Consider the following 18,569-nt stretch of genomic DNA (forward strand, 5'->3'; position numbering starts at 1 on the left):
TGGATATCCCTATGGTGGAGTATACCCTATTGACATCAGTCAGCTAATGAGTGACCCTTGACATTACATCATTTTGCTGAAAGTACCTGAACACTGCCTGCAGTCGATTCAGCACGTTTCTTTTCTCCTATGTCAGGGTTGATTGCCAGCATCAAATCATTGAATTCACAGAAGACTTCCATCCGCTCGGTCATAGACAGGCTCCTGAACCATCGAACCTTTGATTCCATGGACTCTTTGTCCCACCTGCCTGCATTCCTGTTTTCCATTGTAACAGCTTTCATAAAGAACCGTCTTACCGGCTTGAAAACAACATATTAACTTCTCTGTATTTGAATATTGCTTTACCATAGCAGACGTCAAGGATGATTATGAGTAATTTTTCCCGATTTCCCTCAAAAACATCAATTGCTTTCATACCAGGTTCGACCATCATCGATATCAGCCAACAGAAATCTGATTCCCTGATTATCCGCAGGATTCAGCCAAAGCATTCTTTCGAAGACTTTCCTGGCATTATGTGTATGACCCAGGCGCCAGAGGGATAAACCATATCCATGCATACACCTGAAAAATGGCCGATTATTGATATAACGCCAGGGCAGAACGCCCCTGAAATCCTTACCCAGAGAAAGCTCACCAATACGCGTTCCTACTTCATAATGTCTTTTTGCCTTATCGATAAACATTTCGAAATGTTCGTCTGTAAGGTTAAACTCCCAATTACCAAGATGAGCATGGGCATCCAGACACCGGAGATCTGTCGTTAGTATTTTCTCCATTATTTTCAAGGCTTCCGCATATTCTCCGCATTCGTTAAAATAAGAGGCCTCCACAATCGGATCATTACTGAAATCTTCCGGATCTTGAAATGGAATGATCTGATCCATTTCAAAGGATTTTCTGATGCCGAAATCAATAATTGATTCAAAATACCCGTATAGCGAGGGATCAAGTTCAGAGTATTCTTTTTCCGGATACCATTCTCCCATTTCATTCAACCCGAGCGGCTGCAAATTCAGAGCGGGAACATCGATTCTTTCAGATACAACTTTACCTGTCATATAATAAGTATTCTGATACCGCCACACTTTTGAGGGAATTATGGTAAGGATTTCCCCTTCAACTTCCCTTCTGACAATACGAAATGTAACCGGCTGTCCAGTTGAGACGATTCTGCATCTGATCGCAGCTTTCTTAACCGCAATAGCAACTGCTTCCACCGGCTTCCCAATTGAAATGCCCGGCGTTTGATTACTCTCAGTCAATTGATAATCTGCCTTTCAATAATTAACTCATACAGCTTCACCCCTGAAACTTACATTAACACATAAAAAAAGCAATTGAGAAGAGACTGGCTTTCAAAGTATTTCATAATTCTTTCGACTCTGCAGATTCCAGTACTTACTTCTACAGCAGTTCGAAAAGCGGCTTGCACCTTTTCTTCCGAAGCCTATTCAATTGCCCTCCTGTTTTGACATCAATAACTGTTACCTTGAATGATCTGTTACTACTACACTCTAAGCGATTTGATTAACTGTTATGCCATAATGCAGGTATAACAAGAAAAGTGTAATTCCGAGATATTCAAGGTTGAGTTTACTGAACTGCCGGACAATTCTGATATAGTCTTTCGAGCAGATCGGTCAACTTTTCTCCGTACAGCCGATCGGCTGCCCAGGTCCCCGCCAGACCAAGAATACCAGGTGCTTTTCCTCTGGGAGTTACATAATGGAAACGCGGATCCACCAGTTCGCCGTTCAAAGGGTCAGAAGAACCGTAAGCCTTCAGATGCTGCACATGGGCACGAATACCGGTACGCTCATCGGGAAAGGAATGACCCGGCTGCCCGGGACCTACAGCGCCAAGACCGCAGAAATTGTTCATCTCCGAACTGACAAGCCCTTCAAAACGAAGAAATCCTGTTTCCAGGCACATCTGCACGAACGCAACGTCGGAATTAACCCCTTCGAAGGAACATTCAGAAATGTACAAACCAGCCAGACGGACAACTCTCTGCTCATCCGCGTCGGGGTTGTTATCCATGAAGAAGGAATAAAGCTCATCAGAATCCATCAGGCCGTTACCCATTATCAGCACAGGCGGATTCAGCCCGAACAGAGCAGTGGCTGATGAGAAACAGATAACCGTAAACAGCTTCATCTACATCTCCGGGAGTTCAAACGGAGGTATGTTTTTCTTACTCCGAAGCCAGTTCATTCCTTTTAAAACCGGGGTTTTCCGCAGCACAAACAGAAAGGCCTGCCTTTCTCCGGGAATGTCCGTCAGTATTATCCCGACTATCAGCGTGATCAACCCCTGACCGGGAAGAACGATCATGGCAAGACCCAGGATAATAAGAGCAATACCGATAATGTTCTTAACCACCAGATACAGAACATGCAGGGGAAACGGAACCCACTTCGGCTTCGCCCTGATCTTTTTCTTCTTGAAATAATCAGCCGGAAGGATCTGAACAAAGAAAGGAACCAGAAGAGCAGAGACTAGGAACATCCCCACCGAAATCCCCCCGAGGAGAAATTTGTGTACCCGCACGAAATCAAGAACCAGGTTAACTAATCTCATAAAACGATTCCATTCCAATCAACCAGGGTAAGCTGGATGAATATATCATTTTTCGAATTCAGGATGATAGAGTCCTATAGCAGTCAACATTTCCTGGAGCGGTTCATCCGTAAAAACACAGAGGTGACTTTGGATCATCCATCCGTCTTACAAGGATATCCTCGTTTAAATATATTTATATCTGAGTGCTATATACATATTATAATAAAGTTTTATTTATAATATGATAATAATGCCCGGATGCAAGACCTGACCCCAGCAATGACCCCAGCAATCTAAAATGAATTAGAAAAGAGGTCTGATAACGGCAGGGCCGTTATTTTGCTGTCCATTATAAAACTTTCGCTTCCTGGATATATGACCCACAAATGCTGCAATTGGAGATCATGCATAGCTATCCTCATGGATTTGGTGATTCCCGGTGCTTCATTCATCTTCACCTCAAGGCCGTATCTGAGACCCTTTCTGAAAAAGAGAAGGTCGATTGAGGCTCCCTGGTGGGTTTCCCAGAAATAGCAGTTTCTGGACCCGAATCTGTCAAAGAACTGCTCAAGCACAAAACCTTCCCAGGAAAACCCTGCAATTGAATGCCCTTTTAGAGCATAGATGGAATCAATATGCAACAGATTGTGAAGAATCCCGGAATCCCGGATAAATACCTTTGATGATTTAACCAGACGTTTCTTCGTGTTGTTAAACCACGGGCGCAGTCTTCTGATCATGTACGCGCCTTCAAAAACATCCAGATGTTTCTGAATCGTCTTATAGGATCTTCCCATGGATCTGGCGAGGGATGAATTATTAACAATCTGACCCTGTCCGGAAGCAAGCATCATCCAGAAGCGTCTCATTTCAACAGGATTTACCGGGAATCCCAATTGAGGAAGATCCCTTTCCAGAAATGTTCGAATGAAATTCTCCAGCCACACTCGTGAGGAATCGTCATCTCCGCTTAGAAATGACCTGGGAAAACCTCCCCTGAACCAGAGCTTCTCTGTTTCACTGATTCCAATTTCCCCCAGGTTGAAACCAGACAGATCAATGAATTCTGCTCGTCCAGCAAGTGTTTCCGAAACACCCCTGATTATTTCAGGAGAAGCGCTTCCAAGAAGTAAAAATCTCGCCGGGATTTCATATCTGTCTGCCAAAGGCCTCAAAATCCTGAAAAGGGAAGGCATCTGCTGAATCTCATCAATTACAACAAGTCCTTTTAGAGATTTAAGAAATAGCTCGGGATTCTGAAGCCTTGTAATATCACCGGTGGTATCCAGATCTAGATAAGTCCCACCGAGTTTTTTCCATATTTCCCTGGCAAGAGTGGTTTTACCGCATTGTCTCGGTCCGAGAAGGATTGTTACCGGAGAACGGTTAACAGCTTTAAGCAAGCGATTCTTGTATTCTGACCTTTCAATCATATCAATCATGACAATAGTATACCATGAAAATTAGTATCGTCAACTCTATATTTCTTGGTAAAAATTCTCCTGATTTGCAACTCTCTCATCATCGAACATCGTAACCAGTACAGCCTCATTTAGACCAAGCTCAGCCATTGCTTCCTCCAAAGCACGAACTTCACGTCCCCTATACAAGCATGTTCCTTACTTTTAATCATGACCAGGGACCCGCGGCAATCCAGTTATTACTCTCTTTCTTCTCTGAGAGAACAACTTTGACTACTGGTAAAAGGAATGTCCTTATTGCGCCGGTGATTTCACTGAATGATGAAGGGATATGATCCTGTCGAGTTCTTTTCAGGAATGCCGTCCACTGTGCCTGCTTTGCTTCTGCAAAAGATTCGCTGAAAGCCTCAATCTCAAATGGTAATATCGTTTCACGCTTGCTGAAGGTTAATCGGATGGCCTCAGCTAACGGAGTTAAGCGAAAATTGAATTGTCTTGATAATACCCAAATATCATAGAAGTCTTTCATGCGACTATTCAATATGCCACGTTTGACAAGTACTTCGAATTTTTCGGCAATAGTGCTTTCCATGCTGTAGCAGAGAAGCTTCGGAGATGGATAATCCAATAAAGTCGGAAGATTCAATTTCCGGGGTTCCGGATAAACGACATCACCGAAGCCTATATCCAGCTGCATTTTAATCCTGGCATTATCCAGTACTCCACGGAAAAGAATCCTGATTCCTTTGTATTCTGCCTCCTGTGTGATTCTTTCAGCTATAATGGTGTCCGGGTCGAAGGAAAGCCCATCCGCTTGAACATCTGTGACTAGGATTTCCCTGATCTGTGCTAAAATTCCGGCTTCATTGCTGGCTGTTCTTCCCAGCACGTCGATGTCCTTTGTCGGGCGGAATTCAGACATGCGCCAAATTTGCATCATCATAGCTCCCTTGAGAACAAAGCGAGCCGCGTGAATAGATTCGGATAATCGGTACAGGAACCTTTCCATGGCATAGTATTGAAGCAACTCGGTGAATGGTCGCTGTTTTTTCCTGGCAAGGTTAAGAAGGCGTTGTCGGACCGATGCCGGAACATTCGTGGAGTGTTTATACTAATGCCTCCAGATACGGACGCATAACTCCTTCGACTCTGCATATTCCAGCATATTTAATCAGTTTCTCCGTGTTTAGTGTTCTTCTTGTCATGTAAAGTCTCAGCGCTTCCAGTACCACATCCATTCCAATTCTGTTGCGAAACTTGAAACAATCAGCGAGTGTTTTCTCGGGGCTGTATACTTTAACTGACACTTCATCGATGATATACTCTTCAATGCCTGCGCTATAGGCTTCACTCGAGAATCTATGCGGTTCTATTGGAGGGTAATCAAGTGATGGCAGTCGCGAATTCCTCTGAACAGCAACCGAAACAAAATGTGGAATTTGAGTTGTGATATCATGATATGCCAGAGCAGAAATCAGACAAATAACAGCGTTCGGAAAGCGAAGACTCACTGTAACCAGATCGGGGGCACTGATCGGGGGCAGCTTGGCCAGTCGATAGATACCTCTGCTGACCTGCCTGATGACACCTCTATCCCTCAGAGAATAAAGCATATATCGAGAAATTCCGAGCTTTATAGCCTCAGCCATACGAAGCTGGCCGCCGTGCTTACGGAAAATATTCTCATAGCTCTCAATCATTTTATCCCCAGACATATAGTCACCATATATTCACAAGTGGTTACAATATGTCTGATTTGTACCGTAAAAGCAAATCCGTTTCCTGCAGCATGTGCAAATACCTGACGACAGTTCTGTTATCAAGACCGATATTCCTGGAGATGCTGTTTATGCTTAATTCTCCCGGTGGAATAGTTACGGTATATGCCGGTATTCTTTAAAACTAGGCAGGCTCAATCAGGAAGACACCCTGCCAGCAGGAAAGCCCTTCAGTTCTCCAGTGTAAAGTCTTTGCCGTAGAGCTTGATCATACATTCAGGGCAGAGAGCGTGGGAGAATTTTGCGTCTGAGTGTTCGGAGATATAGGTCTCGATCTGTTGCCAGTAACCATCATCATCACGGATTTTCTTGCACGAAGCACAGATAGGAAGCATCCCCTGAAGTGCCTTCACATGAGCAAGAGCATCACGAAGTTCATCGTTCATCGCAGAAAGCTCAACGTTCTTCAGGCGGTAGATCTCCGATTCCTTCTCTTTCTTTTCGGTTTCGAACTGCACCTGCAGCCCCGCTATCTTTTCCAGGCTCTTTTCGTTCAGGTGTTCTTCCAGGCAAGTTTTCAGTTCTCTGGAGTGCTGAAGTGCTTTCTGCAGATCCCCTTTTGCCTCGTACAGATCCGTTATCTTTTCCAGGCAGAAGATTTCCACATCCTTTATCGAAAGTTCCTTTGATATCTCCAGGCCTCTCCTGGCAAATTTTTCAGCTTCATCGAGACGTCCCATGATGGTATATATCCCACCAATATTGCCGCATATTCTCGCGATTCCTCTCCTGTTGTCAATTTCCTCATACAGTTCAAGACTTCTGATGAAACAGTCCAGAGATGATTTGTTGTCGCCCAGGTTATTATGCAGACTTCCCAGATTGGCCAGAGTACTTGCGGTACCTTTTTTGTCTCCCAGATCTTCCCTGATATCAAGAGCCTTCTGAAAGTACTCCTGAGCCTTGTCCAGCTCTTCCTTTTCTCCATAGACAGTACCTATGTTGTGGTAAAGGTATGACAGTTTCATGCGGTCACCGGATTCTTCCCAGATCTTCCGCGCGAACTCATAGGATGACTGCGCCAGATCCAGGCGGTGAATGCCACTGTAGCATGCGCCTATATTAAGGTAGCAAAGAGCAAGATCATCTTTACTTGCGCCACATTCCTGTTCCCGCCTGAGAGACTCGTGGTAATGTTCAAGAGCCTTGTCAATCATACCCTGAGACCTGTAAGTGGAGGCCAGAGTCCCGTGGACAGTTGCCATCCCGTCCTTGTCTCCGAGTTCCTCATAGATCTTCATGGATTTTCGGCAACATGTCATTGCCTCAGCAAAGTTCCCCGCTTCGAGATTGATTGTACCAAGCATTCTGCAGCTTTTAGCCTGCTCGACAAAAAGCTTCTTTTTCTCTGCAAGATCCCTAGCTTCCAGAGCACAGTCTTCCGCTCTGCGGGGATCAGAATGAAGACAGGCATAAGCAAGCTTGTTAAGCACTGACACAAGCTCTGAACCGGGAGGCTCCCGCCTGAGCCATTCCAGTTCCTTCTCCAGCGCTACGATTTCCTTATTCGGCATGCCACTCCAGATTAAACCCCTTACAGAACGGTTGTCTTAAAGACATAATATCCGTTCATGCTGCAGGTGTCAATCAAAAGAACGATATTAACGGATACAAGTTCACTAATCCGCCAGCAGCGTCTGTTCCAGGACATAGTGAACAGTTCTCATAAAGCTGCAGCCTCTATTTTTTACTTCACGCCAAGCATCCACGACCATGCGGGTACCGCTCTGATCACGCCGCCTTCCACTGGAATGGTCTCATCATCGAACATCGTAACCAGTACAGCCTCATTTAGACCAAGCTCAGCCATTGCTTCCTTCAAAGCACGAACTTCACGTTCCCTTGCTGCAGAGTGAGCTATGTCTGCGCAGACCTGGAGCAGGTGAGCAGCATTTCCAGTCGTTGTGTCTCCTACCACAAAATCAACCTCATGCCCGGCCTTCGTAAGGTAATACGAGATGGTTCCCTCACGGCTTGCTCGCACGCGACGCCTTAGTTCAATATAAACCGCGTTTTCCAGCCTTGCCCCACGGTTTGACACACCGGCCGGAGACATCGCGTAGAACAGCGCCGGATCAATGGCGTAGATTTTCCTGGGGTTGGTTCGTTGAACGCGAAGTGACCTGCTGAAGATAGGCACAGTGAACAGCAGAAAAGCATCGACAAAGTGATCGAGCAGTTCATAAAGAGTGTCCCTGCCGACTGCAACGCCCTGCGACCGAAGATCCTTTGCCATTTTATTCACAGACGCCAGAGAACCGGATGACCGGAGAAGAGCTCTGGAGAAGTAGTTTACTGCATGCAAATTTCGCACCTGATGGCGTTCGATGATGTCGCGAAGCAGAACCAGCTTAACATAATCCTGCAGTACCTGGATACGTTCCATCTCATCCAGTAATTGCACGTCCGGAAAACCACCAATGCGCAGGTAGTTCAGAAACGCAGTTTCCAGCCTGGACCGATGCCGTGAGCCGGGTATCGAATCCGGAACATCGATATCAGCAAACAACAGCGCCTCTTCATAACTGAAGGGCAGCAACTCGATCGCGAACCCACGGCCGCGGAACTCGGTTGCGACCTCTTTCGAGAGCATCTTCGCAGAGGAGCCCGATATATAAAGCCTTGCGGTCTCCGTATCGAGTACCCGCCTGGCGAACCGGGACCAGCCTTCTACTGCCTGAATCTCATCGAGGAACAGGTATGCGCCTTCTGACCGCGCCTCAGGAGCCGTTCTGTAGAATGTTTCCAGCGTTCGGTTTAGAATATCATGATCAAGCGGCTGAAGGCGATCATCCTTGAAGTTCACATACAGAATCCGGTTACGTTCCACGCCTGAATTCAAAAGGCGTTGTATCTCCTGAAATAGAAGATACGTTTTCCCGGATCGACGCATGCCGATTACTACCGAAGCCATATTTCCAACAGGAGACGTAGTCGCACTTCTTGGACTTACTGCAGGAAGAGGCCAATACTGGAAATCAGCTATCAGCTTCTCAAGCATATCCATGATTCATCCTTCCATCAAGGATACTATGGCAAACATCTATCCTTGGCACAAGGTAACATAATCTCCACATATTCCGAGCACCGACAAAGCTTTCAGGTTTATCAGACTTCACCTGACTTATCCTTGTAAAACATGGAGTAGTATTCCCCGATTTGCAGGGTTCAATTCACAGAGAGTTTTTCAGTTTACTACATAGCTCCACAGGAGATATCGCCTGAATATCAGCGTTTATGGGATACTTTTCACTGCCTGGATAAACGATAAACCTTTTTGCAGGCTGAATGTCAGCACAGGAGTGGTAAAACCCCTTTCCCGGTTTGGGAGAAAGGCTTCTCTTTATTTCAATGGCCCATTTATCCCCGTCGGGAAAAACAAGCAACAGATCTACTTCAGCCCCGGTAGAGGTTCGGTAGAAGTATGGTTCGGCTCTATCCGAGATCACTGAGAGAAGCTGCTCGATCACAAAACCCTCCCAGCTCATTCCCACAACAGGATGCGAAAATAGAGACTCCATGTTTTCTATTGCCAGCAGCCCGTGAACAATGCCGCTGTCCCGAACATAAGCCTTAGGGGATTTAACCAGTCGCTTTCGAGTGTTTTTAAACCAGGGCTGGAGTCTTCTGACAAGGAGCAGGTCAACAAGCAGATCAATGTACCCTGAAGCGGTTTTAACGTCCACTCCCATGTTTCTGGCGAGAGCCGTTGTATTCAGCAACCCTCCCTGGTTATGAGCAAGCATCGTCCAGAACCGGCGCAATCTTTCAGCGGGGATCCTGGGGCCGAACTGTGGAATGTCCCTCTCCAGATAGGATTTGATGAAGTCTCTTCTCCATCTGAGGCTGGCTTCATCGCTCTTTGACAGATAGCTGTCGGGAAAACCGCCGCGCAGCCAGAGAGGATCAGAATTACCACCATCAGTGTAAGTTTCCAGAACATCCAGCGGATCGAGTTCCATGTAGCTGACCCGTCCGGCCAGTGTTTCCCCCGACTGCCGGAGCATTTCCAGTGATGCTGATCCCAGAAGCAGATACATCCCGGGTTTTCTTGAGCGGTCGATCATACCTCTTAAAACTGGAAACAGATCCGGAGCCCGATGGATCTCGTCAAGAATGACAAGTTTATCGGTATGCATGCCCAGATACAATTCCGCCTCTGCAAGTTTGGCTTTATCCTGTTCAGATTCCAGATCGAGATATATGGAAGGGCATTTACCCGCCAGGCTCAGGGCGAGAGTAGTCTTGCCTGTCTGTCTTGGTCCCAGTAGCACCACCGCCGGGACCTCTTTCAGCCTGCTTTGCAGCTCTTCAGTTATTCTTCTGTGTATCATGGTTGTAAATATGGAGTGTAACTCCATGAATTGCAAGGTTCATGTTTTTCTGTTTCCGTTATCATCCCCGATTTTCTCCTCATATTTTCTTTTGTTCTTAAGCAGTTCTTCAGAGTTCCATAACAAAGTAACGTTTGTTGTAAGCTTCCCCCCTGCACATGCAGTAGACTGAAACATTCCCTTCTGCGTCCTTATATAATCCGAAGAACTCCTCATGGTTCTGTCCCGGAATCTTAAATATTTCCCTCTCCAGCTCCGAGCCATCGCTGTCCAGAAAAACGATCAGCGCATCATTGGTGTTCCTCGGAGCATTATCCGCAACGCAGAAGCCCCCGGCCAGAACCGAACCTTCATCTATCTCCATCAACGACCGGATATAAACCTGCTGATAACCGCTGTCGGGTTGTACAATATTTCTCCAGGCTTCATTTCCTGCAGCATCCGCCCTCACAACCAGTCCCGACATGGGCCCTTCACAGGGAGAAACAGTCCCGCCCATCAGGTATCCGTCATTAACTGCAGCAGCGCAGTCGAAACCCGAGAACATCCCTGGGTCGCAGCAAAGCTCCCAGATCATATCCCCTTCCAGACTGAATCGCCTTGCAAAAGCCTGCGTCTGATCCGATCCAGGCATCTCTCCAACAAGAAGAAAACCCTCATTGTCAGCCATTACATCTTCTACTTCTTCGTCCAGATCCCCCTCCAACTCCATCAATAAGGAGCCCTGCTCATCCATAAGGAGAATCTGGTAGCTTTCCCATCCTGAACCACGTGACAGATTGCCCCCCATTATTAAACCTCCACCCGGAAGTTCAGCGAATGCATTTGAGTTACCTATATTGACTTCCAGTTCATGCCCGGTCGAAGTGAACCACTCCACTGAACCTGACTGCGATAAACGAGCTGCAGCAGTTAGCATTGACCGAAGGTCAACAGGGCAGGTTATCAGATAGCCTCCATCACTGGTAGCACAAAGCGAACTCAAACTTATTATTCTCTCATCGTTCACCTGGATGGTGTCAATGCTTTCTCCTGCAACCAGTATGATGACTTCGTGAATGTGAGCATCGCTATTCCATCTACTGCAGCCTACAAGCAGCCTTCCCGATTCATCTATAGCATGGCAATCAACGGTCCATTCCTCCGGTATCTGAATATCCACCGGACCCAGAAAACCCGCAGGTACAAGCAGCAGGATGAGGGCGGACGGAATAATACACATCATCAACCTCCCGGTCAGTTCAACAGTTCAGTCTAAGGGCTATCCGGCTGCCGAAGGTCTCGCAATGGTCAGCCGGTTCACTAATCAGGAATGAATATATCCGATTATCAAAATGATGAAATGTTCCTTACTCAATCGAATCTGGATAGCTGTTCCCTCAGCCGTAGCCGTTCAATCGTTTCCTTCTTGATCTGGTTCTTCACAGCTTTAACCTTTATAAATCCAATTATTCGAATTGTCTTTACGATACGTGCTCATTGTGATGAAGGAGAGATTCCGATGATGAACAAGGTGGTTTATGTATTCTTTCTGCTTTCATTCTTATCTAACGCTGTATTTGCAGAGGAGTATGACCAGCTCATAGCTGAAGCCTCTAGCAAGCTATGGGACTCGGATTATCAAGCTGCAATGGAACTGTACCAGCAAGCTTTTCAGATCGAAGATGGTGATGCTTTTGATTACTATTACGCTGCTTGTGCAGCCGCCCGTTGCGAGAACTCCAATCTGGCGTTCGATTATCTCGAAAAAGCTGTCAACAGCAATCTTATCGAAAAGCAGTGGCTGGAGGAAGACGAAGATCTTGTTATCCTCCAATCAGATAGCCGTTGGAATACGCTCCTTGAAGCGATTGATGCCAGAACGGACTCCATTCTGGCTTCATTACCGGAAGAACATCCGGAGGGTCCGGTGGTTGTATTACCTCAGCCCCGGTTATCAAGTGATGTGTCAGTGGAGGAGGCCATGCAGAACCGGCGGTCTCTTCGTATCTATGAGGACTCACCATTGACCATCGCTGAGGTTTCGCAGCTACTGTGGTCTGCCTATGGACTGAGCTACCAGATCGAGAACGGGCCGGACTTTCTGCGTGGCGGTTTAAGAACAGCTCCTTCGGCCGGGGCATTATACCCTCTGGAGCTATATCTGGTTGTTCGAAACGTGACTGATCTCGATCCCGGAATCTACTGGTACAAATCAGAAACCCATGAGCTCGTGCGTATAGCAAGTGAGAATCACTGGGAGGAACTCAGCTATTCAGCGTTCGATCAGATCCATTTCGAGACTGCGGCAGCGGCTATTGTGTGGTCAGCCATTTTCGAAAGGTGTACCGATAAATACGGAGATCGCGGCCGGGAACGTTACGTGTGCATGGATCTAGGTCATTCAGCCGAGAATGTATACCTTCAGGCTTACGCCTTAAAGATCGGGACATGCGCAATCGGATCCTTCAGCGATCTGATTTTAAGACAGGCGATCCAGATGACCAGGATAGAAGAGCCTCTCTATATAATGCCGCTCGGCAGGATTTAATACCCTTATAGAAGAATCTCGAACTGGATATCCGGGATGAAACCTGATGGAACTAATTTAGTACACTTATGTACTCTATGTATTTCAATTCTTTGAAGTATTCGTAAGTCCTCAACCGTCCTGAATCCCCTGCATCTCCGTGAGTTTAAAGACAGGCTCCGTACTCACTGCCGCATTTCGATAAAAACGCAGCTGAACTATCAGACAAACTGACTATCTTTTATCTGCTATTGATGAATTCCGTTTATCACGTCCAATCATCGAGGAACTCTATTTGCTACTCTGCCTGTTTCTACTTTGCTAACAACATCAACTCCAGGGGCCACCCCTGGCCCAGCTCAATTGGAAAGATCCGTCTCCAGCAGCTGCCTTCATAGGAGGCAACAGGAAGTCTCTTAGATGCGAAAGCAGTTCAAGGAGTTCAGGTATACGTTCTTCGAGGCCACTTTTGCGAATGAAAGCGTTCCATTGGATCGATTTCATTTCGTCGCGGCCGAACTCATCCGTCAGGGCCTGCGGTGGCTCGATCGGGATAACTGTCTTGCGTCTCTTGAAAGTCGCTTTGATCGCCCGGACAAGCGTATCACCGTCGAACGCAAATTCTCGCGACAGCACATACAAGTCATAGAAATCCTTCATTCGACTATTTGCGATTCCCAGGATGACCATAGTCTGAAACTTCTCTGCAACGACCGTCTCGCGTGGGTATGCTCGAATGTTCGGGGCAGGATAATCCAGAAGCACCGGATAGCTGATCTTCCTCGCTTCTGGTGTAACAACGTCGCCAAACCCAACGTCTACCTGAACGGGAATACGAGCCTTTCCAAGGAATGCTGTTAACTTAACCCGCTTTCCCTTGTATTCCTGCTCTTCACGGATTGGAATAACCTCCATGGTGTTGACATCGAACATCAGACCATCAGGTTCGACATCAATTTCGCACACGTTCTGGAACATTCTCGCAAGCCGCTCTCTGGAATCCTCGCCGTGGCCAAGTAAGTCCATATCCACTGTTGGCCTGTATGACTGCCCCGTCCAAGCCCTGAATAGCATGGCTCCCTTGAGTATGAAATCACCAGCATACTCCGAGACGGAAAGGCGGTAGAGGAACCGTTCAGTCGCATAGCGCGTCCAGACAAGGTTCGAGTCATCTCCGGTTTCACGGATTATTTTAAGAAGTCTCTGACGAACAGATGCCGCAACGTTTGATGGTTTGCCTCTGGTCATACGATTGCTTCAATATACGGACGCATGATATTCGTCACTCGGCAGATCTTAGCATATCTCCATAGTTCATCTATTGAACACTTTCTATCACGTAGAACTTCGCGAAGGGCCTCCAGTGCAACGTCAAGTCCGATCTTGTTACGGTACTTGAAGCAATCTGCCACCGTTTTGGCAGGGTTGTATATTCTGGTCTGTACACCTTCGATCATGTGCTCATCGATCCCCTCAGTGAGAGCCATACCAGAAAATCGAACGATCCGCATTTTGGGGTGCCTGATTCGCGGCCGTGCGGCCCTTCGGTCAAGAGCGATCCAGACTTCATGTGGAGCTTGTGTCCCAATCTCGTGGAAGCGAAGTGCAGAGAGCAGACATATTACTCCCCTGGAAACGGTCTTTGTTGCCAGCATCAGTCCATAGTTAATTGTAACGTCGGGATTTGGTAGACTATACAGCCCTCTACCCACGCGAACAATTTCTCCCCTGCCGCACATCTGCCGCAGGTACTCATGGTGAATACCGTGAGAGCGCACTTCAGCTGTGCTCACAACACCTGAAATGCGAATGAGTTTCAGTATCTGTTCTGTCTTTCCACCTCGATATTTCATTTGCGTAATTATAGTCAAATTCTAACATATGTCAAGAGTTATGCAAGACATGTCTTCATATGCGCAATCACATTACAAAGCTGATCATTCATTCTGGAAAGCTCAGTTCAATACATGCAAATTTACCCCATGTCATTCTACGAGTATCTCAATGCAATTCGCGGAGAGTCATTAGCCGAAGAATCTCTTAAACATCCGGGCACAGTGGATGAGCGGGTTCAAAATATGCTCCTTGAAGAATTGCGCAGATATTTCTTTATCGGAGGAATGCCTGAATGTGTTAAAACTTTCAGTGAATCAGGATCGATGCTTGAAACCTTCAGAGTTCAATCGGAAATAATAGAATCATACAGAGATGATTTTTCTAAATATAAGCCGCATGTTGACCCGGCCTGTCTTGATGCGGTTTTTTTGAACTGTGCTAAAAGTGTTGGAGACCAGCTTATCTATACAAAACTCAATGATGGTCACACCGGTCAGACAAATCGCAAAGCTTTTGATCTGCTGTGTAAAGCCGGAGTTCTAACAAAAATACCTTCCGCAAACCCATCAGGTCTACCGCTTGGGGCAACTGCCAATCAAAAAAAGCTCAACTGTCCCCGGGGTCTAGTTTTGTATGACGGTACATATAAAACCCTTCCGGAACAGAAACTGGAGTATTTGCCATTGTATAGTGCTGGCGGGATGTCAGGGGAAACGGAACCCACTTCGGCTTCGCCCTGATCTATTTCTTCTTGAAATAATCAGCCGGAAGGATCTGAACAAAGAAAGGAACCAGAAGAGCAGAAACCAGGAACATCCACAGCGAAATCCCTCCTATGAGGAATTTGTGCATACGAACAAAATCAAGAATACTTTCATAACCAGCACGGGACACGATGTTCAACAGCTCCGCTCACGTGACTGGTTGATGCATTTATCCAGTTAATTTACTCTTTTCTATGAGTTGTCCGCTAATATATTTGTGTAATATGCTCTTTATAAAAGTCTGATACTTCAATCCCTCTCGGGCAGCCTCTTCTTTGATCCTATTTAGTTCATATGGATCTATTCTAATATTCATTTTCGTTTCTTTTTTAAGATAATGCTTCGCTGCCTTCTTAATTTCAGTTTGTTCTTTCTTGTTTGGTTTACTGATGTCCTTTAAGCTAACAGTTTCTATTGATTCTACGATGTTTTTTTCTTCATCGTCCAAGTATTCAGGATTGTACTTAGTCATCTGAATTACCTCCAATCAGATGTTTGAATTTTCTACTTGGATATATTGTCTTTAAGAACCAAGTATCACCTTCTTGTATTATGTACGGTACGCAAAATGCGTAATTATTAACATCAACAATAAGAATTTTCTGATTCGGATATTTCTCTTTATTCGGATTATCAAAATTTAAGAGAATACCTTTTTCAGCGATTGCCTCTATCACATCGTAAAATGTGACTCCGCGTTCAAGAAATATTTCCTCATTCTTTTTCTGGCTGAAATCAAATTTCATGATACAATACTATTGGATTGTGCGCACAACGTCAATACCAATTTTTAAGGATAATAAGGTTAAATATTCTCTTGAAACGATTCTATTAGCCATTGCCATGCAGGAAGAATTTCAACTGTCCGCCCATCCCGCTCAAATGTACTTCTATCATCCGAGGTTCTCGGAATATGCAAGTGGAATAGTAGCAAAACCGTGATCCATCAGATACACCTTCCTGGGGTTCATTCTTCTTTTGTGCGCAGATGGATCGCAAAGTTCACCTGTATGAATAAAGAATGCCTCTTCCAGATATGACAGGTAAGCTGATACGGTTTTCTTGCTTGATGATATCCCTTCCGACTTGAGTCTCCTGGTAAACCTTGAAATAGAGAACAAAGTCGAAAATGAATGGAGAAAATACTCCATCAGCCTTTGCATGGTTGGAGCAGCGTGAATATCGAATCTTTCAACCAGATCGTTGAAGAAGACAGTTCTGAAGTAGGATGATAGAAGTTCACTCCTTCTGAGATTTGATCCCGCAAGAACGACCTCCGGAAACCCGCCTGTCTTAATGTATGATTGAAGCGCACCCGATAGCTTCCCGCTCTGCTCCGTGAAAAGCATTGTTTTATCCATACGGCTCATCCGTTTAAACACAAAGGTGACTTTGGGTCATTCATGTCTAATGACCCCTGACATTCTACATTCAAGTGAAAGTATATCCCGAAACAGTTAACATTCCGAGCACCGACAATTAGAATTCCCTGATCAGTAAAGAAAGCCAAAAAGGTAAAGAGGTATCTCATGCTTTCCTCCGTACAGGATATCATCCTTTACCAGGTATGCTCTATCGAGATTCTTACCTATCTGCTTTAGTGATTTATTCCGACCCCCAACCTCAAACACTGTACCCTTTACTTCAAAATCACCGATTCTGCTGTAATGCACCTGATGGCCGCTGTTTTTTATCATACTCACAAAAAATATTTCCCTGACGGACCCTGTATTGCTTTTTGCACCGATCTCAGCAGTAATGGTTTCGTAAAGGTTCGAATTGTCAAGATAGATCTTCTCAGTCTGTTTGAGCAGGCCGCTGCCGGTTTTTCCCGAACTTATCAGCGTCAGCAGACCTGTTTCCTGCAACATGTGCAGATACCTGGCGACAGTTTTGTTATCAAGACCTATATTCCGAGAGATGCTGTTTATGCTTAATTCCCCCGGAGGAATAGTTGCGGTATATGCCAGTATTCTCTTGAAACTCGGCAGATTCTCCGTTTTTATCGCATAGTGGTTCACTATATCCTCGTAGATTGTTTTGTCTACGATCCGGAGCAACTTCTGAGAATAGGTTGACTCGTCCTCAAGAAAAAACGGATAGTATCCGGCAGAAAGGTACTGTCTGAAGGATCCTCTCAGCTTTTCTGTCGAGCCGATTTTCCTGGCGTATTTTCTATTGTTCGTCAGCAGCTCTTCAAATTCAATTGGCTCTTCAGTGAGTATGCTTTTGAAATGAAGATATTCTCTGAACGACAATCCATTTATTCTGAAGATGACGGCTCTCCTGGACAGATCGTAAGTACCTTTGGTCAGATCCAAACTTGAGCTTCCGGAGAAAACTGTTTTAACATCCGGATAAGTGTCGTATATATTTTTAAGTTCCTGGTTCCAGTTAGGGTATTTGTGTACCTCATCCAGAAAGAAATACCGGATCCCATAGATCTCATAGAGTTCATTCACAAAATCAATCAGTCTTGTTTCAGAGAAATAGATGTTATCCATGGATACATAGATGCATTTTTCTCTGTCTTCGATCTTGTCCTTAATGTACTGCAGCAGAAGTGTTGTTTTCCCTGTACCCCGGGGACCTATCAAACCGGTAAGCCGGCTGTCAAGATTGAAATCCTTGTACAAGTATCTGTATGTCTTGAAGTTTACGCTCTGAAGAAGTCTCTCATAAGAAGCAAAGAATCTTTCCATATTATGACCACACTCCTAATTACTACTAAAATATCTGGAGTGTAGTCTAATGTCAATTCCAATAATCATGACTGCATTCCAAGCAGTCACCGCGTCAGCCCATCAGACAGCCTCCCTGAGGAATTTGTGTACACGCACAAAATCAAGAAAAAGGTTAACTATTCGCATGAAACGATTCCATTCCAATCAATCAACCGACTGATCTCGCCCACCATGTATAGTGGTAGCGAAAGAAGATCAAATGCAACCCTGGAGCTCTCTCCAACTCCGTTTCCGAGCATATGTTCTACTTTCTGGATTGAGGGAGGATTCATATCGAAACGAACAGCCAGAGAACTGTTCTTCTCCTGAATGAACCGCATAAGTGACTTCATCCGACCAGAAGCTCCTGCTTTGATCTCAACGGGTATGACACGCCCATTTTCATGAATCAGGAAATCAACCTCCGGCGCATACCGATCTGCATGGTTCAGGTTTTTCCTGACTGCTGAAGATTTCCATCCGTCTTACAAGGATATCCTCGATTAAATATCTTTCTACCTGATTGCTATATACATATTATAATAATGTATTATTTGTAATATGATAATAATGCCCGGATGCAAGACCTGATAACATATAGCCGACCCCCCACATGATTAGTAAATTATGATCATC

The 18,569-nt window shown here is 45.5% G+C and carries 20 protein-coding genes; 3 read left to right on the forward strand and 17 right to left on the reverse strand.

Translation table 11 applies throughout. The features are described from left to right. Positions 1–68: 68 nt before the first annotated feature. The 7 genes from K8S15_07440 to K8S15_07470 all read right to left on the reverse strand — a co-directional run bounded on the left by K8S15_07440 (position 69) and on the right by K8S15_07470 (position 5,689). The gene (locus tag K8S15_07440) at positions 69–284 is read right to left on the reverse strand and encodes a hypothetical protein (protein ID MCD4775869.1); all 216 of its coding nucleotides are present in this window, start codon (positions 282–284) and stop codon (positions 69–71) included. Positions 285–404: 120 nt separating this feature from the next. Further along, complete coding sequence (locus tag K8S15_07445) at positions 405–1,268, reverse strand: tetratricopeptide repeat protein (protein ID MCD4775870.1); 864 nt, start codon at positions 1,266–1,268, stop codon at positions 405–407. A gap of 331 nt (positions 1,269–1,599) precedes the next feature. Then, on the reverse strand, positions 1,600–2,163 hold the full coding sequence (locus K8S15_07450) for a glucosaminidase domain-containing protein (protein ID MCD4775871.1): 564 nt from the start codon (positions 2,161–2,163) through the stop codon (positions 1,600–1,602). Then, positions 2,164–2,586: a hypothetical protein gene (locus K8S15_07455; protein ID MCD4775872.1), complete on the reverse strand. Its 423-nt coding sequence runs from the start codon at positions 2,584–2,586 to the stop codon at positions 2,164–2,166. It lies immediately after the preceding gene. 275 nt (positions 2,587–2,861) lie between these two features. Beyond that, on the reverse strand, positions 2,862–4,001 hold the full coding sequence (locus tag K8S15_07460; GenBank protein MCD4775873.1) for an ATP-binding protein: 1,140 nt from the start codon (positions 3,999–4,001) through the stop codon (positions 2,862–2,864). 196 nt (positions 4,002–4,197) lie between these two features. Next, positions 4,198–4,998 carry a nucleotidyl transferase AbiEii/AbiGii toxin family protein gene (locus K8S15_07465; protein ID MCD4775874.1) on the reverse strand — a complete coding sequence of 267 codons (801 nt, stop codon included), beginning with the start codon at positions 4,996–4,998 and terminating at the stop codon, positions 4,198–4,200. A 97-nt stretch (positions 4,999–5,095) separates the two neighbouring features. Continuing rightward, positions 5,096–5,689, reverse strand: a complete 594-nt coding sequence (locus K8S15_07470; protein ID MCD4775875.1) for a type IV toxin-antitoxin system AbiEi family antitoxin domain-containing protein — start codon at positions 5,687–5,689, stop codon at positions 5,096–5,098. A gap of 47 nt (positions 5,690–5,736) precedes the next feature. Here K8S15_07470 and K8S15_07475 point away from each other — a divergent pair, with 47 nt between their 5' ends. Continuing rightward, the gene (locus K8S15_07475; protein ID MCD4775876.1) at positions 5,737–5,889 is read left to right on the forward strand and encodes a hypothetical protein; all 153 of its coding nucleotides are present in this window, start codon (positions 5,737–5,739) and stop codon (positions 5,887–5,889) included. 48 nt (positions 5,890–5,937) lie between these two features. Here K8S15_07475 and K8S15_07480 read toward each other — a convergent pair whose 3' ends face one another. The 4 genes from K8S15_07480 to K8S15_07495 form a co-directional block, all read right to left on the reverse strand. After that, a complete protein-coding gene (locus K8S15_07480; GenBank protein ID MCD4775877.1) occupies positions 5,938–7,281 on the reverse strand; it encodes a tetratricopeptide repeat protein in 1,344 nt (447 codons plus the stop codon). Positions 7,282–7,454: 173 nt separating this feature from the next. Then, positions 7,455–8,774, reverse strand: coding sequence for an ATP-binding protein (locus K8S15_07485; GenBank protein ID MCD4775878.1), 1,320 nt, complete (start codon positions 8,772–8,774; stop codon positions 7,455–7,457). A gap of 166 nt (positions 8,775–8,940) precedes the next feature. Beyond that, positions 8,941–10,101: an ATP-binding protein gene (locus tag K8S15_07490; protein ID MCD4775879.1), complete on the reverse strand. Its 1,161-nt coding sequence runs from the start codon at positions 10,099–10,101 to the stop codon at positions 8,941–8,943. A 109-nt stretch (positions 10,102–10,210) separates the two neighbouring features. Continuing rightward, positions 10,211–11,326, reverse strand: coding sequence for a hypothetical protein (locus K8S15_07495; GenBank protein MCD4775880.1), 1,116 nt, complete (start codon positions 11,324–11,326; stop codon positions 10,211–10,213). A gap of 738 nt (positions 11,327–12,064) precedes the next feature. On the opposite strand from K8S15_07495, the gene K8S15_07500 reads away from it, so the two are divergent. Then, positions 12,065–12,631: a SagB/ThcOx family dehydrogenase gene (locus K8S15_07500; protein MCD4775881.1), complete on the forward strand. Its 567-nt coding sequence runs from the start codon at positions 12,065–12,067 to the stop codon at positions 12,629–12,631. Positions 12,632–12,940: 309 nt separating this feature from the next. Here the strand turns inward: K8S15_07500 and K8S15_07505 are convergent, their stop codons facing one another. Then, complete coding sequence (locus K8S15_07505; GenBank protein MCD4775882.1) at positions 12,941–13,858, reverse strand: nucleotidyl transferase AbiEii/AbiGii toxin family protein; 918 nt, start codon at positions 13,856–13,858, stop codon at positions 12,941–12,943. Continuing rightward, positions 13,855–14,463, reverse strand: a complete 609-nt coding sequence (locus K8S15_07510; GenBank protein MCD4775883.1) for a type IV toxin-antitoxin system AbiEi family antitoxin domain-containing protein — start codon at positions 14,461–14,463, stop codon at positions 13,855–13,857. The genes K8S15_07505 and K8S15_07510 overlap by 4 nt, the downstream gene beginning before the upstream one ends. 114 nt (positions 14,464–14,577) lie before the next feature. Between K8S15_07510 and K8S15_07515 the strand changes: the two genes are divergently transcribed. Next, entirely contained in the window at positions 14,578–15,186 is a 609-nt protein-coding gene (locus K8S15_07515; GenBank protein MCD4775884.1) for a hypothetical protein, read from the forward strand. A gap of 193 nt (positions 15,187–15,379) precedes the next feature. Here K8S15_07515 and K8S15_07520 read toward each other — a convergent pair whose 3' ends face one another. The 4 genes from K8S15_07520 to K8S15_07535 all read right to left on the reverse strand — a co-directional run bounded on the left by K8S15_07520 (position 15,380) and on the right by K8S15_07535 (position 18,286). Then, complete coding sequence (locus K8S15_07520) at positions 15,380–15,682, reverse strand: hypothetical protein (protein MCD4775885.1); 303 nt, start codon at positions 15,680–15,682, stop codon at positions 15,380–15,382. 421 nt (positions 15,683–16,103) lie between these two features. Next, positions 16,104–16,571 (reverse strand): hypothetical protein, encoded by a 468-nt coding sequence (locus tag K8S15_07525; GenBank protein ID MCD4775886.1) that lies wholly within the window; start codon positions 16,569–16,571, stop codon positions 16,104–16,106. Between the two features lie 132 nt (positions 16,572–16,703). Then, positions 16,704–17,912, reverse strand: a complete 1,209-nt coding sequence (locus K8S15_07530; GenBank protein ID MCD4775887.1) for an AAA family ATPase — start codon at positions 17,910–17,912, stop codon at positions 16,704–16,706. A 158-nt stretch (positions 17,913–18,070) separates the two neighbouring features. Beyond that, positions 18,071–18,286: a hypothetical protein gene (locus tag K8S15_07535; protein MCD4775888.1), complete on the reverse strand. Its 216-nt coding sequence runs from the start codon at positions 18,284–18,286 to the stop codon at positions 18,071–18,073. Positions 18,287–18,569: the final 283 nt, after the last annotated feature.

The sequence above is a fragment of the Candidatus Aegiribacteria sp. genome, from assembly GCA_021108005.1.
Classification (GTDB): domain Bacteria; phylum Fermentibacterota; class Fermentibacteria; order Fermentibacterales; family JCC-6; genus Aegiribacteria.

Excerpts from the sequence above, each read along its gene's own strand:
- K8S15_07440 (MCD4775869.1), bottom strand. The coding sequence starts at position 284 with ATGAAAGCTGTTACAATGGAAAACAGGAATGCAGGCAGGTGGGACAAA.
- K8S15_07450 (MCD4775871.1), bottom strand. The coding sequence starts at position 2,163 with ATGAAGCTGTTTACGGTTATCTGTTTCTCATCAGCCACTGCTCTGTTC.
- K8S15_07455 (MCD4775872.1), bottom strand. The coding sequence starts at position 2,586 with ATGAGATTAGTTAACCTGGTTCTTGATTTCGTGCGGGTACACAAATTT.
- K8S15_07460 (MCD4775873.1), bottom strand. The coding sequence starts at position 4,001 with ATGATTGAAAGGTCAGAATACAAGAATCGCTTGCTTAAAGCTGTTAAC.
- K8S15_07465 (MCD4775874.1), bottom strand. The coding sequence starts at position 4,998 with ATGGAAAGGTTCCTGTACCGATTATCCGAATCTATTCACGCGGCTCGC.
- K8S15_07470 (MCD4775875.1), bottom strand. The coding sequence starts at position 5,689 with ATGATTGAGAGCTATGAGAATATTTTCCGTAAGCACGGCGGCCAGCTT.
- K8S15_07475 (MCD4775876.1), top strand. The coding sequence starts at position 5,737 with ATGTCTGATTTGTACCGTAAAAGCAAATCCGTTTCCTGCAGCATGTGC.
- K8S15_07480 (MCD4775877.1), bottom strand. The coding sequence starts at position 7,281 with ATGCCGAATAAGGAAATCGTAGCGCTGGAGAAGGAACTGGAATGGCTC.
- K8S15_07485 (MCD4775878.1), bottom strand. The coding sequence starts at position 8,774 with ATGGATATGCTTGAGAAGCTGATAGCTGATTTCCAGTATTGGCCTCTT.
- K8S15_07490 (MCD4775879.1), bottom strand. The coding sequence starts at position 10,101 with ATGATACACAGAAGAATAACTGAAGAGCTGCAAAGCAGGCTGAAAGAG.
- K8S15_07495 (MCD4775880.1), bottom strand. The coding sequence starts at position 11,326 with ATGATGTGTATTATTCCGTCCGCCCTCATCCTGCTGCTTGTACCTGCG.
- K8S15_07500 (MCD4775881.1), top strand. The coding sequence starts at position 12,065 with ATGCAGAACCGGCGGTCTCTTCGTATCTATGAGGACTCACCATTGACC.
- K8S15_07505 (MCD4775882.1), bottom strand. The coding sequence starts at position 13,858 with ATGACCAGAGGCAAACCATCAAACGTTGCGGCATCTGTTCGTCAGAGA.
- K8S15_07510 (MCD4775883.1), bottom strand. The coding sequence starts at position 14,463 with ATGAAATATCGAGGTGGAAAGACAGAACAGATACTGAAACTCATTCGC.
- K8S15_07515 (MCD4775884.1), top strand. The coding sequence starts at position 14,578 with ATGCAAATTTACCCCATGTCATTCTACGAGTATCTCAATGCAATTCGC.
- K8S15_07520 (MCD4775885.1), bottom strand. The coding sequence starts at position 15,682 with ATGACTAAGTACAATCCTGAATACTTGGACGATGAAGAAAAAAACATC.
- K8S15_07525 (MCD4775886.1), bottom strand. The coding sequence starts at position 16,571 with ATGGATAAAACAATGCTTTTCACGGAGCAGAGCGGGAAGCTATCGGGT.
- K8S15_07530 (MCD4775887.1), bottom strand. The coding sequence starts at position 17,912 with ATGGAAAGATTCTTTGCTTCTTATGAGAGACTTCTTCAGAGCGTAAAC.
- K8S15_07535 (MCD4775888.1), bottom strand. The coding sequence starts at position 18,286 with ATGAAGTCACTTATGCGGTTCATTCAGGAGAAGAACAGTTCTCTGGCT.